Source organism: Hymenobacter canadensis, assembly GCF_027359925.1.
Classification (GTDB): Bacteria; Bacteroidota; Bacteroidia; order Cytophagales; family Hymenobacteraceae; genus Hymenobacter; species Hymenobacter canadensis.
Genome location: NZ_CP114768.1, coordinates 354719 through 377776 on the forward strand (window position 1 = coordinate 354719; position 23058 = coordinate 377776).

Annotated in this window: 12 protein-coding genes and 2 pseudogenes; 10 read left to right on the forward strand and 4 right to left on the reverse strand. The window is 52.2% G+C overall.

What is annotated here, in order from left to right; genetic code table 11:
• Nucleotides 1-115 precede the first annotated feature (115 nt).
• On the reverse strand, nucleotides 116-3097 hold the full coding sequence (locus tag O3303_RS21045) for an FtsK/SpoIIIE domain-containing protein (protein ID WP_269562083.1): 2982 nt from the start codon (nucleotides 3095-3097) through the stop codon (nucleotides 116-118).
• 165 nt (nucleotides 3098-3262) lie between these two features.
• Here O3303_RS21045 and O3303_RS21050 point away from each other — a divergent pair.
• Nucleotides 3263-4338 (forward strand): IS3 family transposase gene (locus tag O3303_RS21050; protein WP_434086415.1). Its coding sequence is split into 2 segments (ribosomal slippage): nucleotides 3263-3515 and nucleotides 3515-4338, totalling 1077 coding nucleotides; the frame shifts between segments, so codons are not numbered across the junction.
• An 18-nt stretch (nucleotides 4339-4356) separates the two neighbouring features.
• On the opposite strand, the gene O3303_RS21055 is transcribed toward O3303_RS21050, so the two are convergent.
• Nucleotides 4357-5730, reverse strand: coding sequence for a hypothetical protein (locus O3303_RS21055; RefSeq protein WP_269562084.1), 1374 nt, complete (start codon nucleotides 5728-5730; stop codon nucleotides 4357-4359).
• A 102-nt stretch (nucleotides 5731-5832) separates the two neighbouring features.
• On the opposite strand from O3303_RS21055, the gene O3303_RS21060 reads away from it, so the two are divergent.
• Nucleotides 5833-6135, forward strand: coding sequence for a transposase (locus O3303_RS21060; RefSeq protein ID WP_269562085.1), 303 nt, complete (start codon nucleotides 5833-5835; stop codon nucleotides 6133-6135).
• Complete coding sequence (locus O3303_RS21065) at nucleotides 6132-7001, forward strand: IS3 family transposase (RefSeq protein WP_269562086.1); 870 nt, start codon at nucleotides 6132-6134, stop codon at nucleotides 6999-7001. Before O3303_RS21060 ends, O3303_RS21065 begins: the two co-directional genes overlap by 4 nt.
• 326 nt (nucleotides 7002-7327) lie before the next feature.
• On the opposite strand, the gene O3303_RS21070 is transcribed toward O3303_RS21065, so the two are convergent.
• Nucleotides 7328-8722 (reverse strand): hypothetical protein, encoded by a 1395-nt coding sequence (locus O3303_RS21070; RefSeq protein WP_269562087.1) that lies wholly within the window; start codon nucleotides 8720-8722, stop codon nucleotides 7328-7330.
• 48 nt (nucleotides 8723-8770) lie between these two features.
• Nucleotides 8771-11929: a Druantia anti-phage system protein DruA gene (locus O3303_RS21075; RefSeq protein WP_269562265.1), complete on the reverse strand. Its 3159-nt coding sequence runs from the start codon at nucleotides 11927-11929 to the stop codon at nucleotides 8771-8773.
• Between the two features lie 605 nt (nucleotides 11930-12534).
• Here O3303_RS21075 and O3303_RS21080 point away from each other — a divergent pair.
• From O3303_RS21080 to O3303_RS21105, 7 genes and pseudogenes are all read left to right on the forward strand, one after another.
• Nucleotides 12535-13173, forward strand: a pseudogene (locus tag O3303_RS21080) (IS1595 family transposase).
• A gap of 89 nt (nucleotides 13174-13262) precedes the next feature.
• Nucleotides 13263-18104, forward strand: a complete 4842-nt coding sequence (locus tag O3303_RS21085; RefSeq protein ID WP_434086422.1) for a protein NO VEIN domain-containing protein — start codon at nucleotides 13263-13265, stop codon at nucleotides 18102-18104.
• 293 nt (nucleotides 18105-18397) lie between these two features.
• Nucleotides 18398-18973: a hypothetical protein gene (locus O3303_RS22050; protein ID WP_350356628.1), complete on the forward strand. Its 576-nt coding sequence runs from the start codon at nucleotides 18398-18400 to the stop codon at nucleotides 18971-18973.
• A gap of 60 nt (nucleotides 18974-19033) precedes the next feature.
• A complete protein-coding gene (locus tag O3303_RS22055; RefSeq protein ID WP_350356629.1) occupies nucleotides 19034-20104 on the forward strand; it encodes a DUF2075 domain-containing protein in 1071 nt (356 codons plus the stop codon).
• A 563-nt stretch (nucleotides 20105-20667) separates the two neighbouring features.
• Nucleotides 20668-21969, forward strand: coding sequence for a hypothetical protein (locus tag O3303_RS21095; RefSeq protein WP_269562089.1), 1302 nt, complete (start codon nucleotides 20668-20670; stop codon nucleotides 21967-21969).
• Nucleotides 21878-22087, forward strand: a pseudogene (locus tag O3303_RS22060) (transposase); the annotation flags it as partial. The gene O3303_RS21095 and the pseudogene O3303_RS22060, both read left to right, overlap by 92 nt.
• Nucleotides 22012-23031, forward strand: a complete 1020-nt coding sequence (locus O3303_RS21105; protein WP_350356632.1) for an IS3 family transposase — start codon at nucleotides 22012-22014, stop codon at nucleotides 23029-23031. The pseudogene O3303_RS22060 and the gene O3303_RS21105, both read left to right, overlap by 76 nt.
• Nucleotides 23032-23058: the final 27 nt, after the last annotated feature.

The window sequence follows — 23058 nt, forward strand, 5'->3', positions numbered from 1 at the left end:
AATCGACATGAGGGTGTAATGCTCCTTCTTAATTAGAACGAACAATGCTCATACTACTAGCTCTTCTAAACTTACCAGTGCATGTTCGTCACTTTTTAAAAATGAGTAACATTATTTAGTCTTTTAAATCATTTGACGAAACATAGAAACCTTGCAGCCGCTGTATCTGGCCTTGTTGCTTAAGCAGCAAATCACCAGCTCCTAACAAGTCTTCTGCTCCCATTTCATCGAGAATAACACGGCTGTCTGTGCCAGATGCTAGGCGGAAAGCAACTCGGCAATCTAGATTATTCTTCAAATTCCCCGGAATGACCTTCATGTCTGGCCGTTGGGTCGCTATTACTAAATGAATACCTACGCTACGCGTACGCTGCGCTAGGCGGCCTACCTTTTCTTCAAATAGCTTACGTTCCTTGCTACCTAGGCTTTGCACTAGGTCCGCAAACTCATCAATCACAACGATAATGAAAGGCATCGGCTCGGTCCGTGTTTCTTGGCGATACTCATGAATATCACGGCAGCCATACTGACGGAGTAGCCCAGTACGCTTAGGCAATTCAGTATCGAGAAGGTCAGTCAATGCTTCAACCGCTTCTGCTGACTCATATACGACCCGATTATTGCGCAAATGAGGTAGCTTCTCAAAGAAAACAAAATCTGTCTGCTTTGGGTCAATTAGCAATAGTTCCACTGTTTCGGGACCATTGAGTTGGCTAAGTGCCTTAATGAGTCCATACAGGAAGATAGTTTTGCCTGCTCCAGTAGTCCCCCCAATAAGCATGTGTGGCAAACGAGGTAGATTAAGCCATTTAACTTGCCCATTGGTGCTGACGCCAGCGGGAAACGATACAGCAGGCTCATCCTTGCCGGCAATAAGTAACGGACCAAGGGGAATCGGTTTACGGTCTGTCCTTCCTACTTCAACTGCAACATATGGCGTGCCTGCTAGATTGCCGATTACAGGTGGTCGGTCTAATTCCATTTCGCGTTGCAAATCGGTAGCAAGACGTTGTATATCAGCGACTTTCTTACCACTCTTCAACGAGACTTTCAGTAGTATCAAACTTGGTCCGACTTCCGCAATTGCTGGGTCTATAGGGCCACTGGGTGCTAAGTCGTATTTCTGCAGTCCCCGGTACAGACTGGTAGCAAGTTGCTCTACAACCCCTGGCAGGGGTGGATTAATAAAGATGGGTGTTTCCGCAGCAGTAGGTTCAGGGGGCGCAACCACGGCTACAGAATCTGTTTTGGACTCGCCGTCGTGCGGTAATGCTGGGGTTCCGTTCACTGAATTATTTGATAATGTAGTTGCAATTGGTGCAGTCGAATGTTTTTCCATTTGAGTTGCCTTTGTGGTACTTTCGACCTCTACAGGCACAGAAGCCACTTTACCAGTTGGCATAACGGGTGTTGTCGGTTCTTGTGGCCCTGGGGTTGGCGTTGGTGGTATTGCAGGTGAAATGGGGACAGCAGCCGTTCCGTTTTCTGACGATGGAGGCAGTTCACCTAGCAAGCGTTTAATGTCTGGTTCTCTTAACTGTACACGAACCAAATCCAATTTCTTTTCTGGCTCTAGCGCATTCGGTTGGCCCTTGTAAGTTTTTATTTTAATAGGTTCGTTCTCATTGAACACTACTTCAGTCAACAATAAATTGACTTCTACAGCCAACTGTCCATCCAGCGCCTGGTTTAGTTGCTGAATCCATTCTGCCCATACTTTGCTGTCGTAGCCGACGGGCATTCGCAGTTGACCTTCCTGGAATAGCTGGACTCGCAGTGCCTCGCGCCGACAGTCAGTGACGAGTTTGCCCCCCGGCCCGCTTTGCCCACTTACAACGGGCAACAGGTCCCGTGCTACTGACCGCAACTGCTCACCTGGGGTCCCCTCACCGTCAACAGGACCGCCGACTTCGTAGGACTTAACCTCAATCAAGTCAAGGCTTATTCCTCCTCCTGGTAGCCAACGCATTCCTAGAAGGTCATTACGACGGTCTGATTCACGGTGCGCCAACCAAGAGCGGCGTGCAAGCGCTGAGTCCAGACTAATAACAACGCACCGTTGGTCACCCGCTTTTTCCGCGTACCAGCGCAGCGCTACTGCTTGGCCCAATTGCCCTTTTAAGGAGTTAGCATCAAAGCCGCCTGGGGTTTTTGCACTTATAGTGTTAAAGAGAGGGGTGCGTCCGATTTCTTCCAATTCACGAAGCAACTTAAACAACTCGTCGGTGCGGGGCTGATAATTCGAATTTGTCAGCATATTCTCAACGCCCTTCACAAATCTCTCAGTAAACTGAGTTACCACCAGGTCGCCACGGCTACCACCAGCTCTGGCGAGTGCTAAGGCTCCAGTAGGAGGCTCTGCTGGGGCACCCGCAATAATAAACACACCATACGGTAAAACTGCGGGCAAATCAGGACTATTTGCCCGAGGCATCGAGGCGCCTGATACTTCTTGATTAGACAATTGTCCGACTGCTGAAGCTATTTCATGGTAAGCTCCGAAAGGATGCTCTGGACCACTAGGGTCGCGTTGCTGTGAACGCGGCAACAAGTTGACTTCGTCCTTAAATCTGTTGTACTGTAACGTATGAGGTAAACTCAGCGGGTGTAGGTCGGAAACCTGCTTGTTTACCTTTAGAGGCTCCAAGCGCCGCTGGCCTGGTAACACTAATAAGTGAGCAGGCCGTGTTTGCAGCCATTCAGCCAGTTTATTAATGTTCGAAATTTCTATTCGCTCTGGTACTACTGCACCGCGAACTATGAGTTCATCTAGAGGGCTAAGAGAAAGCACGGACTCTTGCCCTGGACGATGTGTAATTATTAGATGAATTTGGGCAAAGCCATCTAACCCTTCGTTATTCACTAAATCGTTCAATGCCGGTTTAAGCGAATCCAACGAATCTGGATGGTGTACTAACAGTCGCAGTTGCTGACGAACCATCGGGTACAGAATGGCCAATTTGCGCGCAGCATCCCGTACGATTTTCCCATTCGTAATAGCCTCAATTGGGCCAGCTTGTTGGTATTGAACCCAAGCACTAATTCGTCTTGCAAAAGCCAAAGGCGCAGGCTGATGCTCATCGGATTTTGGTAACATTAGGGCGCGCAATGGCTCGGGCACTTCATCGAGTCGACCAAGTAGCGGCAGTAACTCTGCCCCGCGTCCTGCTAGTATTTCATCAGCTATTGTGTACGCTTCCCCGAATCGAGTGCCAGTTGTGAATAGAGAAAGGCGTAACTTTTCCTACCTGACGACTGCAACATGAAAAAAGGACGATTCAGCGAGGCCCAGATTGTGGCCATTTTACAGCAGCAAGCCAGCGGGCAGACCGTGGCTCAAATTGTGCGCGAGCACGGCCTGAGCGAGGCTACCTTTTATGCGTGGAAAAGCAAGTATGCGGGGGCTAGCCTGGCCGAGCTCACCCGCCTCAAACACCTGGAAGAAGAGAATCGCAAGCTCAAGCAGATGTTCGCCGACCTGAGCTTAGAGAATCAGGCTATCAAGGAGATATTGCGAAAAAAGTAGCTAGCCCTGCGGCGCGACGCCAGGCAGCGCAGGGCTTAGTGGGGAAAGGCTGGAGCCAGCGCCGGGCGTGTGCCCTGGTGGGGCTGGCGCGCGGCAGCTACCACCCCGTGGCGCGCGGGCGTGAGGACGAGCCCGTGCAGCAAGCCCTGCGGGCATTAAGTGGGCGGCATCCGGGCTGGGGCTTCTGGAAGTTGCACCACCGCCTGCGCAAAAATGGACTGATCATCAACCATAAACGCACGTTACGCATCTATCGGGCCCTGGCGCTCAACCTGCCTCGACGCCTGAAAAAGCGCCTGCCCGCCCGCGTGAAGCAGCCCTTGACCGTGCCCGAGGCCGCTAACGGGTGCTGGTCGCTCGACTTTACGAGCGATGTGTTGACCGATGGCCGCCGGTTCCGGACCTTGAACGTGCTCGACGATTACAACCGCGAGCTGCTGGGCGTGGAGATAGATTTTTCCTTGCCGGCCAGTCGCGTTGTGCAGGTGCTCACGCGCTTAGTCGAGTGCTATGGCCGTCCTGCGCAGTTGCGCACCGACAACGGGCCTGAGTTCATCAGCGCCAAATTGAGCGAGTGGTGTGAGCAGCAAGGCGTTATCCTGCACTGGATTCAGCCCGGCAAGCCGACGCAGAATGCCTATATCGAACGCTTCAACGGCTCGTTTCGCCGCGAACTGCTCGACGCCCACCTGTTTCGCTCACTGGCCCATGTGCGCCAGCTGGTGGACGAGTGGCGGCACGATTATAACACGCAACGGCCACACCAAGCCTTGAATTTTATGACCCCACTCGAATTTAAACAAGCAGCTTAACCTCTGCCTACCATTGGCTTATCGAATAGGGAAGCGTACAATTGAAGCGTATTTCCAAAGCGAAAGTGGGTGTAGTGGAGACAGCAAAGCTGCCTGCTGTGTGGGTCCATACATAGCCACTATATCTGGGGATAGCAGGGCACTGCAGATTTCAACGGCTCCTCCAGCTTGGTAGAGTTGACCGTAAAACTCAGATGTATGATTAAGGAGGTCCTCATAGGCAATACTAACTGCCCGTGCTGCCTCCAGCAAATCAGGACGCGCAACCATCGAAGTCAATGGTGCTAGTGTCAACAGCGAGGCATACTCAGCTAAGACACCCCGATGTTTCAACCATTGGTCTAGTTTATCTTCACCTTTAAAGCCAGGAACAAGGTCTGCGCCCATTGCAAGTAGCTGGCGCAAATTGGCTAGCCAAGTGTCATTATGCACAACCGTATTATTCGGCAGTGTTACTTCTACAATGGGTAGAGGCTGGCCTGGATGTATGTCTTCAACAAGTGGCAAAATGCCGCCAAACGCCAGTGGGCCAGCAAAGTGCTGCGTTAATAATAACGCTACTGGATTTGGTATACCAGTTACTTCAGTAAAATCACCTTCAAGCGAATACTTTGGTTGGTCAATTTTGTCTTCCAATTGCTCCCATAAAGCTATGGCTTCCTGCTCCCAGGTTTCTTCATAGTTCGGCTCAGCGCTAAGCTTTAGTATTACTTCATCCAATGTGTCATTATACTGTGTCTTGGCTTTAGGTGCAGGTGGGGTGGGAGGTAATGGCCTACCGCCGCCGCCTTCGCCGCCACCTTCGCCGCCGCCTTCGCCGCCACCTTCGCCGCCACCTTCACCACCGCCTTCGCCGCCGCCTTCGCCGCCACCTTCACCACCGCCTTCGCCGCCGCCTTCGCCGCCACCTTCGCCGCCACCATTGGGGGGGGGAGGATTGGGCGATTGCGCACTCAGTCGCCCACTTAGCAATACATCAACTAGGGTAGCATCTAGTTTTTGTAGTTCCGCAGTAAATTCTTCAGCCGCCGGATTGAGACGCCTAAATGCAGCATAGGCCCCGCGCAGTAGCTCCAGGTCTTTATGACCAATGGCAGCTGCTTTCTTGCAGGTAGCTGCAGCAGAATCGATGTCTGTTTGGTCCTGCTGAATTAGGCGCTCAAGCAATGACTCATTGTCCAATAAATGTTGTCCTACCTGGCTAGGTTGGTTGAACAACGCCTTATCAGGAAGTAAGCCTATTTCAGGTAGCAACTCCCGTAAATCCGTTGAAGTAGGCGATGCCCAGTTAATCGCCGCTAATCTTAGCATTCCCCAGATGGGGACTACCGGTTGACCTTTAGATAGTTGTTGCCAAAACGCCTTCTGTGGTACAGGGCGTGCCTGTGCCACACCTTTTAAAGCAATCGCTTTTCCAATTTCATCAGGTCCTAGTATGCTATATGAGGTGGTCTAGCTAGGCCGGACAGCGAGAAGTCTTAACTTCCGCTGCCCATGACTGAAAAATCGCACCCTGGCGGCTTGGCTGCCACCCGTAAGAAATACACGCCGGCTTTCAAGGCTGAGTGCGTCCGCCAAGTGGCCGCCGGTTCCCGGCAGAGCGACGTGGCTCGTGCCCAGGGTATTTCGCCGGCCTTGCTGGGTCGCTGGCAACGCCAGGCTCTGGAAGCCGCCGTGCCCAGCAGCGCCGAGCGCGACGAAATCAAGCAGCTGCGGGCCACGCTCAAGCGCGTGGAAATGGAGCGCGATATTTTAAAAAAAGTCGTGACCATCTTTGCGCAACCGCCTCAGTCATGAGCCGCTACGCCTTTATCGCCGCCTGCACCGAGCCGTGGCCCGTGCAGTTGCTCTGCCAGGTGCTGGCCGTGAGCCCAGCCGGGTATTATCAGTGGCGGAACCGGCCGGCCGGCACGCCGACGCCGTGGCAAGTGGCGGCGCAAGCGGCCTTTACGCGCCACGCCCGACGCTACGGCACTCGGCGGCTGCGGGCCGAATTGCACGCTGAAGGCCACACTGTGGGCCGCTATGCATTGCGCACCTGGCTGCGCCAACACGGGCTGCGGGCCTTGAGCACCCGCCCGCACCGGCCGCGCACGACGGTGGCCGACCCAGCGGCCGTGGTGGCCGAAAACCGCTTGCTGGGTCAGTCGGCCCCCACCGCCCCGAACCAGGTCTGGGTCGGCGACATCACGTACCTGCCCCTGACGGGCGGGCGCTGGTGCTACCTGGCCACCTGGCGTGATGCCTGCTCACGGCGCGTAGTGGGCTGGCACTTGGCCGCCCAGATGCCGACCGAGTTGGTGCTCCACGCCTTGGAACAGGCCCTGACGCTGCGCCAGCCCGCGCCGGGGCTCATCATCCACGCCGACCGCGGCAGCCAGTACACCAGCGCGGCCTATCGCGCCCGCATCGCGCAAGCTGGCGCTCTGGCTAGCTTCAGCCGGCCGGGCAACCCGTACGATAACGCCCAGGCCGAAGCCGGCTGGAGTACACTCAAAACCGAGTTATTGCCGCCAGGCTCCGTTTTCGCCTCCCTCGAAGAAGCCCGTTTGGAAGTGGCCCACTACCTCGACACCTACTTCAACCTCGACCGCCGCCACTCCGCCCTCGGCTACCGCTCGCCTCATCAATTTGAACAGGACCTGAAAATCAACCTACCTTAACTCACTGTCCGTTTTTACTGGACCACCCCAGTCAGCTCCTAAGCCAGTTCGCTCACCAATTATTAGCAACTTAGATGTCTCATGGTCAGCACCTACAAGCGTTATGTACCAATTCTCGTCCGAACTTAGTTCACTTAGTAACCGAGCTAACCATGGCCCTGCTATCAACCCTTCAAGCACAATGCCTGGTTTGTGCGTTGTAATCTTGGTTAGCAATTCAACTAATGTGTCAGCTAATAAATTGTCTGCAGTCAGTACCGGCGTAGGGGTAGCAGTGGGCATATCGAGGGGAAAGAAATTGAGATTTTAAAATAGCCTAATAGCACTTAAGCGCTAATCAGTGCTTCGCCATCGGCGTAAGTGCGGGCGTATCCCTGGCGGCTTAGTTCCTGTAGTATTGACCGTGAATTTGACGCCAATTGCGCAGGGGTCAAACTTCGTAGTCCTACTAAGGCTAGTGCCTCAAGGTCAGCATTGCCTCGGGCTCCGCACATCAGTCCAAACTCCTCTGCTGCTTTTTGCCAAAAGTCCCGGTAGCGCATCGTTTCTCCAGGCTTTACCAAGGCTGTTACAAGCGCATCATAAACGGCTGCGACTGGTTTGAGATGATGTCCGGCGCGGCCAGTGTAGCGGGGCCACAGCCCCAAGCGGCGCCCTAGTGCCACTACATATTTATCCGCACCTTCGTTTTCAGCCCCAATAGAGCGTAATGCGGGCGTCACAAGGGCAGAACAAGCCGCCTCTCCGGCCTTTAAACCGGCGTCTATTTCTTGCTCAAATTCCAGCAAATATCGGTCACGGTGCTTTTCGTTTAGTTTATCTGCAAATGCTCGGTACTCCGCAGGAGATAAATCGTCCATACCGGAAGCTTTCAACTCTGCAAAAACGGCTGTCCCAAAATTGCGGCGCAATTGTCTTTGAGCAAGCGCGATACCACGGTGGCTGGCTGACCTGATTTCACTTTGGGGTTGAGGGCCACATACTAAAAGTGGCTGCCGTTTATTACTGCCTGCGTTTAGTAAATGAACCCATAATCCTAGTCCTGCTAGCCGGCCAGCTCGAGTCAATAATTCTTGTTTGCCTACGAGCGGTGCGTGGCCAGCTAAGTTTCTAAATGCTAATTGTAAGGATTGTAATGGCCCAGAAGCTTTGACTATATCACCAAGTGCCGAAGCGGGTGGCATTTCCGGCATCTGAACAGGCACATTTGGTAAGAGGGGCTGGGTAAGCCTGTATGTGGCATCGGATGCATCACTTAATGCGTCGCGTAATGCCATTGCCGCAGACCGGTCCGTATCAGCTAGTAAAACCTGGCCCACTAATTCTCCTGCTCCATTGTCAGATGGGTCATTGGTTAGGTGATGCCAATGAGTTAGTGTTAGGGTAGAAGTACTACCTGCGTAAAACGCGCCATCTTGATTAAGAACAGAATCCAGCGCTACCCTCAAGTCATCCAGAAGGTCTGGCGCCGAATCACCGAGTAGAATACCATCAAAATTGGGGTCTCCAATAAGCTGTGCCGCACTGCGACGAGTATTCGCCGATAGTCGTTCGCGCCCAGCATGAGTAGCTACCATTTCACCCAATAACTTTGGCGTTTTAGGTACTCCGCCGCATACCGTACGCAGCATTCCGTTGGTCAGGTGGGCAATTTTAATATCCCGGCCTGGTCGAAAACCCCACAGTTTGAGGGCAGCGTCCTTGGCTATTGTAGAAATCATAAGTGTAGGAGGTAGAACCAATCAATATTAAGGAAGAGAGCAGTTGAACTATGACAATAAGTAGCTCATGCCAGCAGGAGCATCAATATGCTCAACCACTTGGACTATGGTTTCAATATTGTCCTTACTGTTGTAAATTCGGAGGTATTCACTATTTGAAGGGAGCAATGATGCTGCAGCGGACAAGAAGTTGTCGACTCGTCTTCCTGCATCTTCATCACGACTGCTAATTGGCAAGCCTCGGGCAACGGCACTCATAGCGCGCCACAGCGGCAAGTCAATAAGGAGTGAGGGCCCTTGGGGAGTTGGCTTAGCAGCTAAGGTCAATAAAAGATGGTCCGGCTGATAATCCTCTAACAACTCGTCCATCGGAGATGGTAACATAGGCCGTCTAACTACACAATCCGAAGCGTGTATGCTAGCTCCGGCTACACGCGCCCAGGCAGGTTGGTCAGCATCATATCGCATACCTGTCCACAAATGGAGGGCTACTGTATTCTCCGGCGCCTGTCCTACAAACCGCACCAATGTTTTTAATATCACTGGAACAGCTGCGGAAAGTGACCCGGTCAGCAGTTCATTAAACTTGCGCCGGTCATCTGGTAGCGCTGCCATCACTTGTTCACCAGCTTCAGCTTCGAAGAAATGTTGCCGCTTAAGTTGACAAAATCGACGTCTTGCTTCCTCTGTCGAAATGCCTAGTTCACCAGGTGCTCCAGTAGCCGGCCCGCTCCCTGGTAGCCATGGGCCAGCCTTGCTGGGGGCGTCCCATAACTTATGGGTATCAAGGTGAGCATGAGGAAAGGACGCGGGGTCAAGGTCTCGTAATTCAGCGGCTAAAGGACTTGCCTCAGCTGGCATTTCAAATAGGGTTTGATAATAGGGAGGTGCCTTATCCGCTACCTCATTGCTTCCACCTGTTACCATGCGAGCCAACAGGCCTAAAAGCTGGTGTACAGTTACATGAATGCCACTGCGTTGTACTTCAGCTAACAAAGCATGTATTCTTTCGCGCACCCTCATATGGCCCAATGCCTTAACATTCGACAGCACTGCTGTTGGTGCTCCCGTATAATCTACTCTGCTCAACATCAGATTGATTGCCTCGCTGATGATTACATTGTTTAGCACCTGCCGACTGCCTAACTGAACGAGCACAGCTTTTGGCACTGCGTTGACTACGCCGTCGGATTCATATCGATAAGGGTGAGCCAACTGCTTGGAAAGTTCTTCAGCATCGGGGAGCCGTTTGAGCATATGGCGCAAAGGCCCCTCGTTAATCGCAACCAATGCAGGTAGCCCATTCTTAGCAGTTTCCGTCAAGCCTTCAATTAGTTGCGTTTCGGATACAGCGCTGGCATCTAACTCCGTATAAGTACCCACTGGCCAGTCCTCTCTCCCTTCTAAGCGTCGCAACAAGTGCGTCTTACCATCGCCAGGGTTACCTGTGAGATATACACGGTGACCTTCCTTGAGCAAATTTATTATTCCATCCTCAAGCTTTTTGCTTGTAATGTGAATAGTCTGCGTCTCATCAACCGTTTGCTTTTCAGCAAAACTTAATCGACCGTTGTCAAATTCAGCGAAGGTATTCCAGCTAATCATAGGAGGCTTGTCAGGACCTAAAAAAAAAAGTAACGACTCCGTCATTTGCGCGTGAGCCGTGGCAGCAGGTTTGATATCTAAAAGTGAGTCTGGACGGAAACTTGACTGTAAATGTGCTAATGTTTCAGGCCTTTGGACTCGATTTAAGAACCATCTTTTCTTCCAATATTCAATAATCTGCTCCGTCTCTGCAGTAGGGTTCTTAATATCAGTGAAGTACCAAGAAGGCGCCTTTTCTTGGCCAGTTAGATATTCTTGCCAATTTTGCGCTAGGGGTACGGCGTAGACCAACCGTGGTGTTGAGTGCTTCTGTAACTTTTGCAAGCCCAGAAGCCCGAGAGCCGCCGACATACTTCGCAACTTGTAGTTCACGCCAGCTGCAAAAGTGTAACTCTGAGAGGTTGCTTCTGCCTGTAGCAGTTGCTGGATTGTAGTATAAGTTTTCTGGGAAAAATGCACGCTACCGTAGCCTTCCGTTTTCCCTAATAGTTTGTACTCAACCTTGCCTCCAACCCCAGGGAAGTTGACTCGATTGTATTGGCTGCTGCCTACATGGTACAGGCTGGTCGTTCCAAGTAGCACGAGGTTAGCATCTCTAACCAAGTCAGAGCCTTGCATTCGGCTTGCAATAACGCTGTTGAACTGGTCATACCTCTCTCGGTAGTCGTTGATAACTTGTGGACTGGCCATTAGCATAGCCACAAGTTTACCACCCAGCAGTTCTCCATAAGGGGGGACTGCGCCACAGGTTGTGATTTCCATCAACGAGGCTGCAACGTGGCGCTTTTTTACACTTCGCAGTGCCATACGCAATGCTCGCTTACCTTCTGCGCATTGCATAAGGTATTGGTATTGCTCCTCACCATTAAGGTCTGCGCATTTATTGAATTCTAGCCTAGCGCTAAGAAGTTCTTGCAGCACTTGCACCCTTTTTTTGCGGAACGTAGGGGAACGCGCTTCTGCTTCTAAATCGGTGCCCTGTATGCGGCGTTCACGACTACCCAAGTAGTTAGTATCAGCCGCATTAGTTAGATTGAGCAGGGTCGCAGGGGTTGGGTACACACATTCCTCCTCCGTCAGGACACCATCTTCTATTAAGTCAGCCCGGTATATCTCGGCTAATGCTCGTGCTAGCTCTTGGTGCAGAGCTTCGACACGGGTGCGCCGCTGATGCTTATGCGTCTCATTCGCCTTGGGGTCCTTCTTGTCTGCTAATGAATCTAAACTCCAACCAATTGCGTGGTCTCGAACGGAAATCTGCACTACTGCCGACCCGAGTGCCGCAATGCCAATGATAGGGTGAAAAGGGCGCGCTTTATCGCGCACCAGGTAGAACATGCGTCGTCCCGGTTGTGTCTGCAAAGGCAGGCTCCACGTGTAACGGCAGTAACGCCAAATGTCTAGCAGTCGCAACCCTGTATGCTCATCGGGTAATTCCGAGGCTAACTGTAAGTAAGGCTGCACTAAGTTGCTTAATTGGTCAGTACGAGTGGCCTGAGGAGCCGCCAATGCAACGATGAGGTCAGCGGATAGCTGTCCTGGGCTTGCTAATAATACCCGAACATTAACCCGCTGGCCACGATAGAGCCGGGTTTGCTCCATACGGCGCAAAAAAATTCGTACCGCTGGGTCACGACGTTGTTCATCGCGGCTTAGCAGTAGAGACCGCTTTAGAGTTTCCTTTACCTCAGCGGGAGCTGGCCGTTCTCCTGGCACCAAAACCCGGTGTACCGTATCAGGTGGTGTTGCGCGTAGAACTGCTTTTTCGGGTATAGACAGTTCCCCATCCCCAGCAAAAAGCCAACCCTGTCTTGTCAAGTCAAGCAGAACATTCCCAAATACAAGTAACCGTAACCTGACCGCAGGTGGCAAGTCAGCTTTCTCAACGTTGTTATCTATCCAGTTTTCTAAATATCCTGCAAGTGCCTTATGGCGAGGAGCATCCTTAAGCTGCGCCCATAATTTCTCTGCCGGCTCGCAAGTAGGTATTTTTGGTACGAGTTCAATAATCGGTTCTATCACGGAATTCTTTGATTGCACCCAATACTGAGCTTAGCACGAAATTAGTGATAAAACCTTAGCACAAGCAATGAATAGGCTTGGAACTCCAGCATAGTACAATTAGGGGCTCAGGAAGCAAACTTATCAAATAGGCAACGTAACTTCTTGTTATATAGCCACCTAATCGCTATTGCAACCGCGCAAAAATATGGGAGGCTAAATTTCATTACCTTCTGCGCCTGTTTGCGCTGGTTCTAACGGCATCAGATACGGCTCAGTTTCGGGCCTAAGCGTACGCTCGGTCAACGCCTGATTCCTGCGACTACGCCGTCGTATGCAGAATTGCTGCCTGGCATCAGCCAACTTGGACGGGGCCGTAGAACTCGACGAGATCTGATTCCGGCCGTGGTGGGTGCGCGGCAAACGCGGCCGGAGTGAAAATGGCAAAACAATTGTATTTGGCTTGTTAAACACGGTGGACAAGTCTATGCCAAAATCGGCCTGGACTGCTCAAAAAAGATCCTGCAAGCCATCTCTGCGGCAAAATCGATCTAGCCACCATAGTCAACACCGACGGCTGGCGCGATTATGACGGGCTAGTGGACGTAGATTTTGATCGGCATTTTCGGATCCATCACGGTTAAGAAGAATTTGTGATGGGTACCTTTCACATCAATGGCATTGAATCCTTCTGGAGCTTCGCATAATTCCGCCTACAGTAGTTTAAGGGGCTACCGAAACATACATTCTAGCTGTACCTGCAAGAGTCCTAATTTCGCTTTAATCACCGCCAATTAGACCTCTACAAACTCTTGCTTAAATTACTTTGGCAACAGCCCCTCTAAACGAGTTTGCTTCCTAACCTTAAAATAAATAGAAATTGCTTATACAACCAATATCTCCCCTAGCCAAGTCAGCTCACGACCTATTAGAAATGCGCCGGCGCCATTACGCTGAAGACTTCCGATTGCTAATCAAGGACTATAGAGAGGAAAAGGGAACCGCTTCAAACTATAATGGGCGACAGTTGCTAGAGCTTTTGCAAAATGCCGACGACGCGGCCGGGGGCTTAGCTGGGGGGGGTAAAGTTTTGGTACGGTTGAGCGAAGGGGAATTGACCGTGGCCAATACTGGGGAAGCATTTACGCAAGACGGCTTCGAGTCTATTCTATACAGTAATCTGAGCCCGAAATACGAGCAGCAAAACAAGATTGGCGCAAAAGGCTTAGGTTTTCGCGCTGTACTGGGATGGGCTGACCGTATTACAATACACAGCGGGGGCTTGCATGTGGCTTTCTCAGAGGAGTACGCGCAACGCTTTCTCGCAGACCTCAAGCGGGAGTATGCAGACTTGGCGGAGGCTCTGCAAAAGCGCAGTCCCAACCCGAAGTTCATTGCGACGTTATCGTGCGCCGAACTGTTGCCGGAGGCAGCGTTGCCCAATGACTTAGCCGGCTACAACACCGTGCTAACTATGCGGTTGCGGCCAGGGGTAGCTGATTTAGTGCTTGCACAGATTAACTCGGAGCTCGATGCTGAGGTGCTGGTTTTTTTAAATCATTTAACTGAATTGCGGCTGGAACTCCCTACAGGTACACGTTGCCTAACACGTATAAGTCCTAGCGCAGAGCAATTGCAAGTAGATGTCACGAATGAAACTAGTGGAGAGGTTACCAGTAAAATATGGCGTCTGGTGCAAGAAACCGGACAGCATGGAGAGGGCGAAAAATCTAAAAACTATGAACTGAGAGTAGCTTGGCAACCAGACTTGAGCGACAAGCGGCAACAACTCTATTCGTACTTCCGGACGCGGGTGAGCTTTCCATTTCCGGTTCTTGCTCATGGCACGTTCGAACTAAGCAGCGACCGTAACAGTCTTGAAGACGATACAGCAGGCCATAACAGGTTCCTACTTGAGCGCATGGCCCACCTACTAGGGCAAGCAGCATTGGCACTTGGGGCAGAATCATCTAGCCAAGTCTCTTACCAACCTTTGCGACTGCTAAACTGGGGCAAGATGCCTGACCAGCAACTAGAGCAACGGTTCAAGTTCAGGTCTCGGCTACTAGAAGTACTTACTGAATCTCTGCTATTTCCTACTGTTGCCAATACCTATGTTACGGCCCGTAAAGCAGTAGCATACGCTAGGGATTTTGCTAGTTTCTTAGACCCTTCTGATTGTCCACGGCTATTGTTGTTTAGCGATGCTGAGGAGTCAAAACCAGCACCAGTTCAAGAGTTGCTTCGTAGCCTTGGGCAAGCTCGAATCTATGTAAAACAACAGCTATTAAATATCGTCAGTAAGCGACGACGAGTTTTGCCAGCCGCCCGCTATGCTGAGCTACTCGCCATGACGGTGAATGAATTGAACTTGAGCCAAGAAGTAGAAGCAGCAAAATTTCAGCTACCGGTCTTATTCTATGGAGGCAGAGGGAGGGCTGATTTTGCTGCTGACTCACCGGTGTTTTTGCCAGTAGAAGGCAAGGTTCGCTATGAACTACCGGAAGAGGCGGCCCGGCTACAAGTAATGTCGGGAGAGTTGGCCATTGGTTTACGGGAGGCTTTTGCATGCGCCAGTTTTACGGATTTAGGCCAGCTTCTAAGCCCATTGAAAGTGCAGCCATATTCATTTGCAGCTGTAGCTGAAGTACTCATTGAGTCTTATAAGGCAGAAAAGCCTGAGGTGTGGCATCCGTTTTTATATAAGTTATACCAGCAGGAGCGTGCAGCCACGAAAGTCAGACTGGCACGGTTACAACGTGCTGAAGGCTTGCTATTGTACACCGCCACGGGCAAAGTGGCTGAAGCTAAAACGCTCTACTTCGGCCGGGCACATGGCCACCTAATTGGGGAGGAACTCTTCGCACACAATCGGGCACGACTTGTAGGCACTGCCCAGCGAATGGGTCTGGACCCCAAAGACACAAACGTCGTAGAATATCTGACGTGGTGTGGAGTAGAAAAGTACCCGCGGCTGGTGAAGCGCGAGGTGAATGACAGTGCCTACCGTGAAGAAATTTTGCGTGCTCTAGATTACAAAAGCCGTCCGATTTCTAACGATGACAGCCGCTCTTACGAAGAGTTACTAGCAAAAATTCAATACAATGGAAAGTGCGAGGCAGACCATCTGGAGGATTTCGAGGAGATTCTGAGCCGAGCACCGTTGGCTACCATTATCAACTGGCTGAAACAAGACGAAAGGTTAGCGAAGCGGTTGGAGCCAGGTAGCCGGGAACCCATTGGAAGCAAGCTCGTATTCTGGATTAAGTACAAAAAAAATGAAACCGAGATACCTGGACGCAGTATGCCGTCTTATTTGCGCTGGCAATGCCAGCGCCTAAAGTGGCTAACAGTCGACGGGCTTAATGAGCGGGTGGAGCCTTTACGCGCATTACACTCTCGCAAGGCACCTAATTTGCAGCCAATTTTGTATGCGCCAACTGTTCCATATAATGAGCTAATGACTCGGCCCTATCCAGGGCTGACACGACCTGAAATAAATCGGGCACTTACGTTATTGGGCGTGGCTCTAACTGTTAGTGAGGTTCCTACCACACCGCTCTATAAGCTCCTGTTAGAACTGCCAGAACTCGTCCCGAATGTTCAACTGGCTGGTGCCTTCTACCGGGAACTGGTGGAGAATTATGAGGGTAGCCCGGACAGCAACTCCCCCACCTACCAGCAGTTCCGTCTTAAAGGACGAGTTGCTTGTCAGCGTGGCCAGGAGCCACCCGCATTCTATCCAGTGAAGGAGGCTGTCTACATAGACAACTCATCTTATGGAGCGGCTGTCGTAGCCTGTTTTCCAGTGCTAATGGCTAGCCGCAAGCGTGGCAAGGACAGGGTACTGGCATTATTTGGTGTGAAGCCGCTCGATAATATTACGCTAAGAATTGAAGGTTCTGAACCAACGGCACACCCAGTTCAAGGTGCGTTTGCAACAGACTTCGATGACCTACGTGGATATGTGCTAGCGTTGCGCCGCAGTAAGAATACCACAGACTCGGAACGCCTGCGCAAGCTGCGTCTGCATTTGTCGCAACAAGTTGGAGCAGCTTTTACCTTGCCTACCACTGGTGAGACAGTTCCAGTCAGCTTAGGGGCTTTCGAATTTGTGTATCTACCTGACCAAAACCGAGCCTATGTCGAAGTACCAGCGACCATAAATAGTTTAGGAGAGTTGAAGGACTCCGATGGGTTCTGCGAGTGCCTTGCAGAAGTTCTTTGCACAGCTCTGGGAGTAGTCGAGGACAAAGACAAGTACACTAATCTGCTGTCACGCAGTCCAGCGAAGCGACGTAGCTTGTTGCGCACTTGGCTAGGTGCTGAGGCAGAACCTGAGTTGAGCAGTTCGCAACAGGAGTTAAACCTAGCAACCGAAAGCCAACATGCATTCTGGAATGCCATGAGGGCAGCGGTAAAGCTTTCGCCTTTGGACGACGCAACTTTAATACGATTAGTCACGGCTGACCAATGGCTAGGGCAACTGGTCAGTGAGTTTGGCGAAGAGTACCGAAGCGCATTTCTAGCTGTGCAACAGCTAGATTTTACTTTACCGTTTTCACATGAGGGATTGGGCCAGGTAAGAGCTTTATTGATGGCGCTAAATGTGAACTTGCCAAGTTTCAATGCCGAATTGGGTGATGCACAACTCGACTTCCGTCCGTTCTGGCTACGACTTTTTGGGGATATGATTGTGGCGCGTCGGAGTCGATTCGAATTAGGATTGCACGAGAAATTGCGCACGCAACCACTAGAGGCTCAGCAGCAATTTCAAAAATATCGGCAAGCCTATCAACAAGGGTTAAGCACAGTGGACAATGTGTTGGACTTTGACTTGGACGCCTTTTTTGCCGCTTTTGCAAGTGCTTCACCTTTTTGGGTGGATGTGTCAACAAAGTCGGATGCGACACAAGCTATGATGGACTTGGAAAAGCTCGCCTCAAATACGGATAGTGCATTAAGCGCACTCGCCAAGGAACAGAGTGTGCCGGAACAAACCGTTCGCAAGTTTCTCAACGAGCTGTCTAATTCAAGCCTTTTATATTTCCAAGATGCAGCTACCCTGTTAAAGCGGCTTTTACAAGCTTACCCAAGACCCACGCAGACGAATACGAAGCCCGGTGGTAGTCCGGCCCGGGCAGAGGTGACACTAGGGGAAAACATCACTTTTGCGTATGATGATTTGAAGGATTTAGCAGAGCAACTTGATGCTTTACCTGCATTTACATCTACAATAAGCACCATCCGCCCACGTAAACATCAGTCAGGCGTAAATGGAAAACGCTCTGGTGCTGGTCGAGGAGGCAGGCACGGAACTACACAAGGCAGCTCGAATGACGAAACAGCTTTTCTAGGAGAATACTGTGCGTACCGGGCGCTATGCGATCTTTTTGGAGCTGAGCGGGTAGAGTGGTGCTCAGAGTTGGCTATTAAAGCCGGTCGTGGCTATGGTGGCCTAGCAGGTCATGGCTATGATATGCGGTACCGTGACGATAAGGATGAAGTGCGGTACGTGGAAGTCAAAGCAACTACGGGTGAAATGAGTGTGTTTCATTTATCGCGCAACGAGTTGCAAGTTGGTGAAAGCAGCCTGCATCGAACGCGCTATGAACTTGTTTTAGTGTCCTTTGTACATGACATAGCTAAGGTGCGGATAGAGCGTATAGCGCAGCCTTTCAATTACAAACGAGGTGAGTCTTTCATAGATAACCCTAATTTTAGCGTTGAGGAAGACAGTTTTCTTATCCGTTTCAAGCGCAAGGAGCACAAATAACAATAGGATGACTAGTATGTGCATAAGCCCCTATTGAAAAAACGGGTGATAAGCTGGTGTGCGCCAGAGTTAATTATATTGGTCAGCTTTATGCTTGAGTGCGTAGTTACACGAACGCACTTACTTTCCTATTCTTTTTGACTATGCTTGTCTACCAGAAAACTAAAGCTGAGTTCCTTGATGATGTCTTATCCAACCAAGTTGAAGTTATTATCCAAGATCTGGTACTGAAGAAGCTCGGGCGCAAAACAGGGCAGTCGGAGATCAATTCCTGGCGCAATTCCATGATGTACATGAACAATGTACTCGTCGATACGCACATTCCTAGCGACAGCGGCGTCAGTATTGAGTACCAGCTCCCCTACGCGGGCCTGCGCATTGATTTTGTGCTGACTGGGCAGGATGAGCAGGGCGCAGACAAGGCCATCATCATTGAGCTTAAGCAGTGGTCGGAAGCAGCCGCTACCGATAAGGACGGAGTGGTCTCCACCTATCTGGGCAAAGGCCTGCAGGAGGTCAATCACCCCTCCTACCAGGCTTGGTCCTACGCCGCCTATCTCAACGGCTTCAACGAGACGGTGTATACCGACGGCATCAAGCTGCTGCCCTGCGCCTACCTCCATAACCATCCCGACAACGGCGTGCTCACCAGCGGCCACTACGCCGACTACGTAGCCAAGGCCCCACTCTTCCTCAAGAGTGACGCTCTGAAGCTACGCGAGTTCATCCGCCAGCACGTCCGGCACGGCGACAAGTCGGGCATCATGTACCGCATTGACGGGGGCCGTATCCGCCCCTCCAAGCAACTCGCTGATTCCCTCGCCTCCATGATGAAGGGCAACCAGGAGTTCATCCTCCTCGACGAGTAGAAGGTAGTTTACGAAACGGCCCGCAAGCTGGCCGCCAAGTCCAGTGATAATAAGAAGCACGTGCTCATCGTCCACGGCGGCCCCGGCACCGGCAAAACCGTGGTGGCCATCAACCTGCTGGTCAATCTCACCAAGCAGGGCCTCGTGGCCAAGTACGTGAGCAAGAACTCGGCCCCCCGCGCCGTGCACAAAAGCAAGCTCACCGGCTCTATGCGCCGCACTGTCTTCGACTCCATGTTCGTCGGCTCGGGCGTATTCACCCAGACGCCGGAAAACACCTTCGATGCCCTCATCGTCGACGAGGCCCACCGCCTCAACGAGAAGTCCGGCCTGTTCAGCAACCTCGGCATCAGCCAGCCCCTGGAAGTCATCCGCTCCAGCCGCTTCAGCGTGTTCTTCATCGACGAGGACCAGCGCATCGCTGTGCAGGATGTGGGCAGCGAAGAAGAAATCCGCAAGTGGGCCGACCAAGAAGGTGCCGAAGTCCACGTCCTCAACTTAGTCTCCCAGTTTCGCTGCAACGGCTCCGACGCCTACATGGCCTGGCTCGACAACGTGCTCGACATCCGCGAAACCGCCAACCCCACCCTTGACGCCACTGACTACGACTTCCGCGTCGTCGATACCCCCGACGAGTTGCAGCAGTTCATCTACGAAAAGAACCAGGAGCGTAACCGCGCCCGTATGGTGGCCGGCTACTGCTGGGACTGGGCCAGCAAGAAGGACGCCAAGGCCTTTGACTTTGAGCTAAGCCACACCTTTAAGCACAAGTGGAACCTTACCGACGACGGTGGCCTCTGGATGATGAAGCCCGACTCAGTCACCGAAATTGGCTGCATCCACACCAGCCAGGGTCTCGAACTCGACTACATCGGCGTCATCATCGGCCCCGACCTGCTCGTGCGCGACGGCGAAGTAGTAACCAATGCCCTGGCCCGCGCCAGCGCCGACAAAACCGTCCAGAAGAAGAAGGAGTTGCTAAAGTCAGCTGCAGGCCGCGCCCAGCTCGACCTTATCATCAAAAACACTTATCGCACCCTCATGACCCGCGCCATGAAGGGCTGCTACGTCTACTGCACCGACCCCGAAACCGCAGCCTACTTGCGTCACCGCATCACCCACCCCGTCTAGATAGGGCAGAGGCGAGGACATGATGCAGTAGTAAGTTTTGGTAGACAACAGCCGTGCTGAGCTTGTTGAAGCATATCTACCGCTTCGTTGAGAGTTAAGGAACCACTGCCTCAGTATCCGGGAGCAACCACAAACTTGCAGCAAATAACCCAACCGTTGTCAGGCTCCCCTTAACTACCGGAGAGCGAGCTGGCGGGGGTGAGGCCCAATACTATCCGCTGCTATTCTCCTATGCGCCTTTAAGCCGACTTCACTACCGCCATGGGCGACAACGTTATTGTCGGCCAGTTCCAGCACGCCTTCATCAACCACTGCCACACCGAGACGCAGCCTGATTGCCCCACTGAACGTCCGCGAGGCCCGCAGTCAACTGGCTTACGCGCGCGAGTCCACCGATCTGTAGTTTAAGCCAAACAATATAGCAGACAAATAATATTTCTAATTTGGTTGCGGTAAGTACAATGTCCTGAATAAGCCTGTCAGCTAATACAGTGCTGGCAATCGTGTGGTGAAGCCCTCAATTGCCCCTTTCAAAACAGTCAAATTCTCAACCGGAAATACTTATGAAAACAACTCTACTTCCTCTCCTTCTCCTATTGCCTTGCGCATTGTTCGCGCAGCAAGCAGACTCCACTGTAGCAACGGTAAGAAAACCTGCCTCCTTAACGCAGAATACTGTGCCAGAACCTGACAGTGAAGCAATTAAACTGAAAACGGCAGCACAGAAAACGAAAGCAGTGCTACTCAAAGATCAAACGCGGCAAAGCCAAGCCACTGCTCAAGTTGCTCAGGAAATCGTAGATGGCAAGACCACGGCAGAGAATACAACTACTACGGCCTTGATTGGCAGGAATAAAGTTGCGCTGACCAACCTGGACCAGGTCATAAGCTTGGCGGATGCAGTAATTGATAAAGCAGATGCGGCGGATGCTGCCGCCAAGAAAGCAAAAGCCGACTTAGCCAAGGTGGGCAAAGATCCCAGCGAGAAAGAAAAGAAAAAGATCAATCAGCCGGCGCAGGATAAGCTACAGGCAGCCAAGGATGCCAATGAAAAACTGTCTGCTGCGCTAATTGCTCTTGGAGCTGAAAAGAAGGAAGAGGCCAAAGCAGCGAAAGAGTTTTCACCTTTCCGGCTCTGGATAGGAACAAATTTCGACATGCTGGAAAAAATCAAGGCCACCAAACTGTATGGGAATCTTGATTTTACCCTACCCATGGTAGATGACAAGCGTGAATATTTACTACAGGTTGGGGCTTTTCAGAACCGCTCCATATCAGTTGATTCCGCTAGGCGCTCGGGCACGGCAGTGGACCGCGACTTTCGCGCCCCTATAGCGCGGGATACCATTCAACTGCTCCGGACGACTTACGATAATAAAGTCACGACCTCCATCAACAATCTTGGTTTCTACGTTACGTCCGGCATTAAAATCCTTAGCAAAGGCAACTCCTTTAAGGTAGAAGGGCTTTCCAGTACTGTCAAAAACCTTAATGGCTACCTAGCACTACGTGCAGAGATTGTCCGGCGTCAGTATTCTACCGTGAACAAAGTTGATGTGCTACGGCAGGATACCATCCGAGTACCCTTCGATGGTACTGCCAGGTTTTTCCCTTTGCCTCCCGACCGCACCTTCTCACGCGTAGCTAGCACATTTCAAGTTGGTGCTCCATTCATATTTGTCACGGACAATATTGAAATGCGCTTTGCACCCTATGTAGGTGTAGTACTCCCTAAAAGTTGGACAGTTTCTGGCGGCTATCTTAGTCAACGCCATGAACCCAAAACGCACCCGTCGCCGCTTTACTGCTGCCTTCAAAGCAGAAGTAGCGTTAGCCGCCCTGACGGAGCGGCACCCGCTGGCTGAACTGGCCACGCGCTACCACTTGTCCGTCGCACAGATTAGCCGCTGGAAGCTGCAGTTGCGCCAGCAAGCGGCGCAGGTCTTCACGGAGGCCAGCCCGGCCGCACCAGCCTCGTTGGATGTAGAACCGCTGTACGCCGCCATCGGCCGGCTGCAGATGGAAAATCAACTGCTAAAAAAAACGTTGCCGCCATGCGCGTAGCCCAGCAACGGGCCCTGGTGCAAGCCAGTGCCGAAGGCTCGGTGCAGGCCCGCTGCCAGGCGTTGGGGCTGGCCCGCAGCAGTTACTACTACCAGCCCCGGGGCGAAAACGCGCTGAACCTGGCGCTGATGCGCCTACTCGATGAGGAGTTCACGCGCCACAACTTCAAGGGCGTGCTGGGCCTGCGCGACCACCTGCGCCAGTTGGGCTACCCAGTCAACGAAAAGCGGGTGCGCCGCCTGGTGCGGCTCATGGGCCAGGAGCCGGTCTATCCCAAACCGCGCCTGTCGGTGCCCGGCCAAGGTGTCACGCGTTATCCGTACCTGCTGCGCGAGCGGGTGCTGACGGCTCCCAATGAGGTCTGGAGCACCGACATTACCTATTTGCCTATGGCCCGGGGCTTCCTCTACCTGGTGGCTGTGCTCGACTGGCACTCGCGCTACGTGCTGAGCTGGGAGCTGAGCAACACGCTCGACGTGGGCTTCTGTCTGAGCGCGTTGTCCGGGGCGTTGCAACAGCAACCGGCCCCCTTTATCTTCAACTCCGACCAGGGCAGCCAATTCACCAGCCAGCCATTTGAACAGGCCCTGCTGGCCGCCGGCTGCCAGATCAGCCGCGACGGCCGGGGCCGCGCCACGGATAACGCCTTCATCGAGCGGCTCTGGCGCTCGGTCAAATGGGAGTGCGTGTACCTAAATCCGGCCACCGATGGCCAGCACCTCTACCAGCAGCTGCACGCCTACTTTACCTACTACAATCACCAGCGGCCCCACCAGGCGCTCAAGGGCCTGACACCTGCCCAATTCTTCGCCCAAACCCCTACCTTCAAACCTTCGTCAATTTGCTTAACAAACCCCGCCTAAACTGTCCAGGTTTTGGGGAGTAGTACA

What these genes read in the sequence shown, in the direction of transcription:
- O3303_RS21045 (WP_269562083.1), bottom strand. Translation starts at nt 3,097, where the DNA reads ATGTTACCAAAATCCGATGAGCATCAGCCTGCGCCTTTGGCTTTTGCA.
- O3303_RS21060 (WP_269562085.1), top strand. Translation starts at nt 5,833, where the DNA reads ATGACTGAAAAATCGCACCCTGGCGGCTTGGCTGCCACCCGTAAGAAA.
- O3303_RS21065 (WP_269562086.1), top strand. Translation starts at nt 6,132, where the DNA reads ATGAGCCGCTACGCCTTTATCGCCGCCTGCACCGAGCCGTGGCCCGTG.
- O3303_RS21070 (WP_269562087.1), bottom strand. Translation starts at nt 8,722, where the DNA reads ATGATTTCTACAATAGCCAAGGACGCTGCCCTCAAACTGTGGGGTTTT.
- O3303_RS21075 (WP_269562265.1), bottom strand. Translation starts at nt 11,929, where the DNA reads ATGGAGCAAACCCGGCTCTATCGTGGCCAGCGGGTTAATGTTCGGGTA.
- O3303_RS21085 (WP_434086422.1), top strand. Translation starts at nt 13,263, where the DNA reads ATGCGCCGGCGCCATTACGCTGAAGACTTCCGATTGCTAATCAAGGAC.
- O3303_RS22050 (WP_350356628.1), top strand. Translation starts at nt 18,398, where the DNA reads ATGAACAATGTACTCGTCGATACGCACATTCCTAGCGACAGCGGCGTC.
- O3303_RS21095 (WP_269562089.1), top strand. Translation starts at nt 20,668, where the DNA reads ATGAAAACAACTCTACTTCCTCTCCTTCTCCTATTGCCTTGCGCATTG.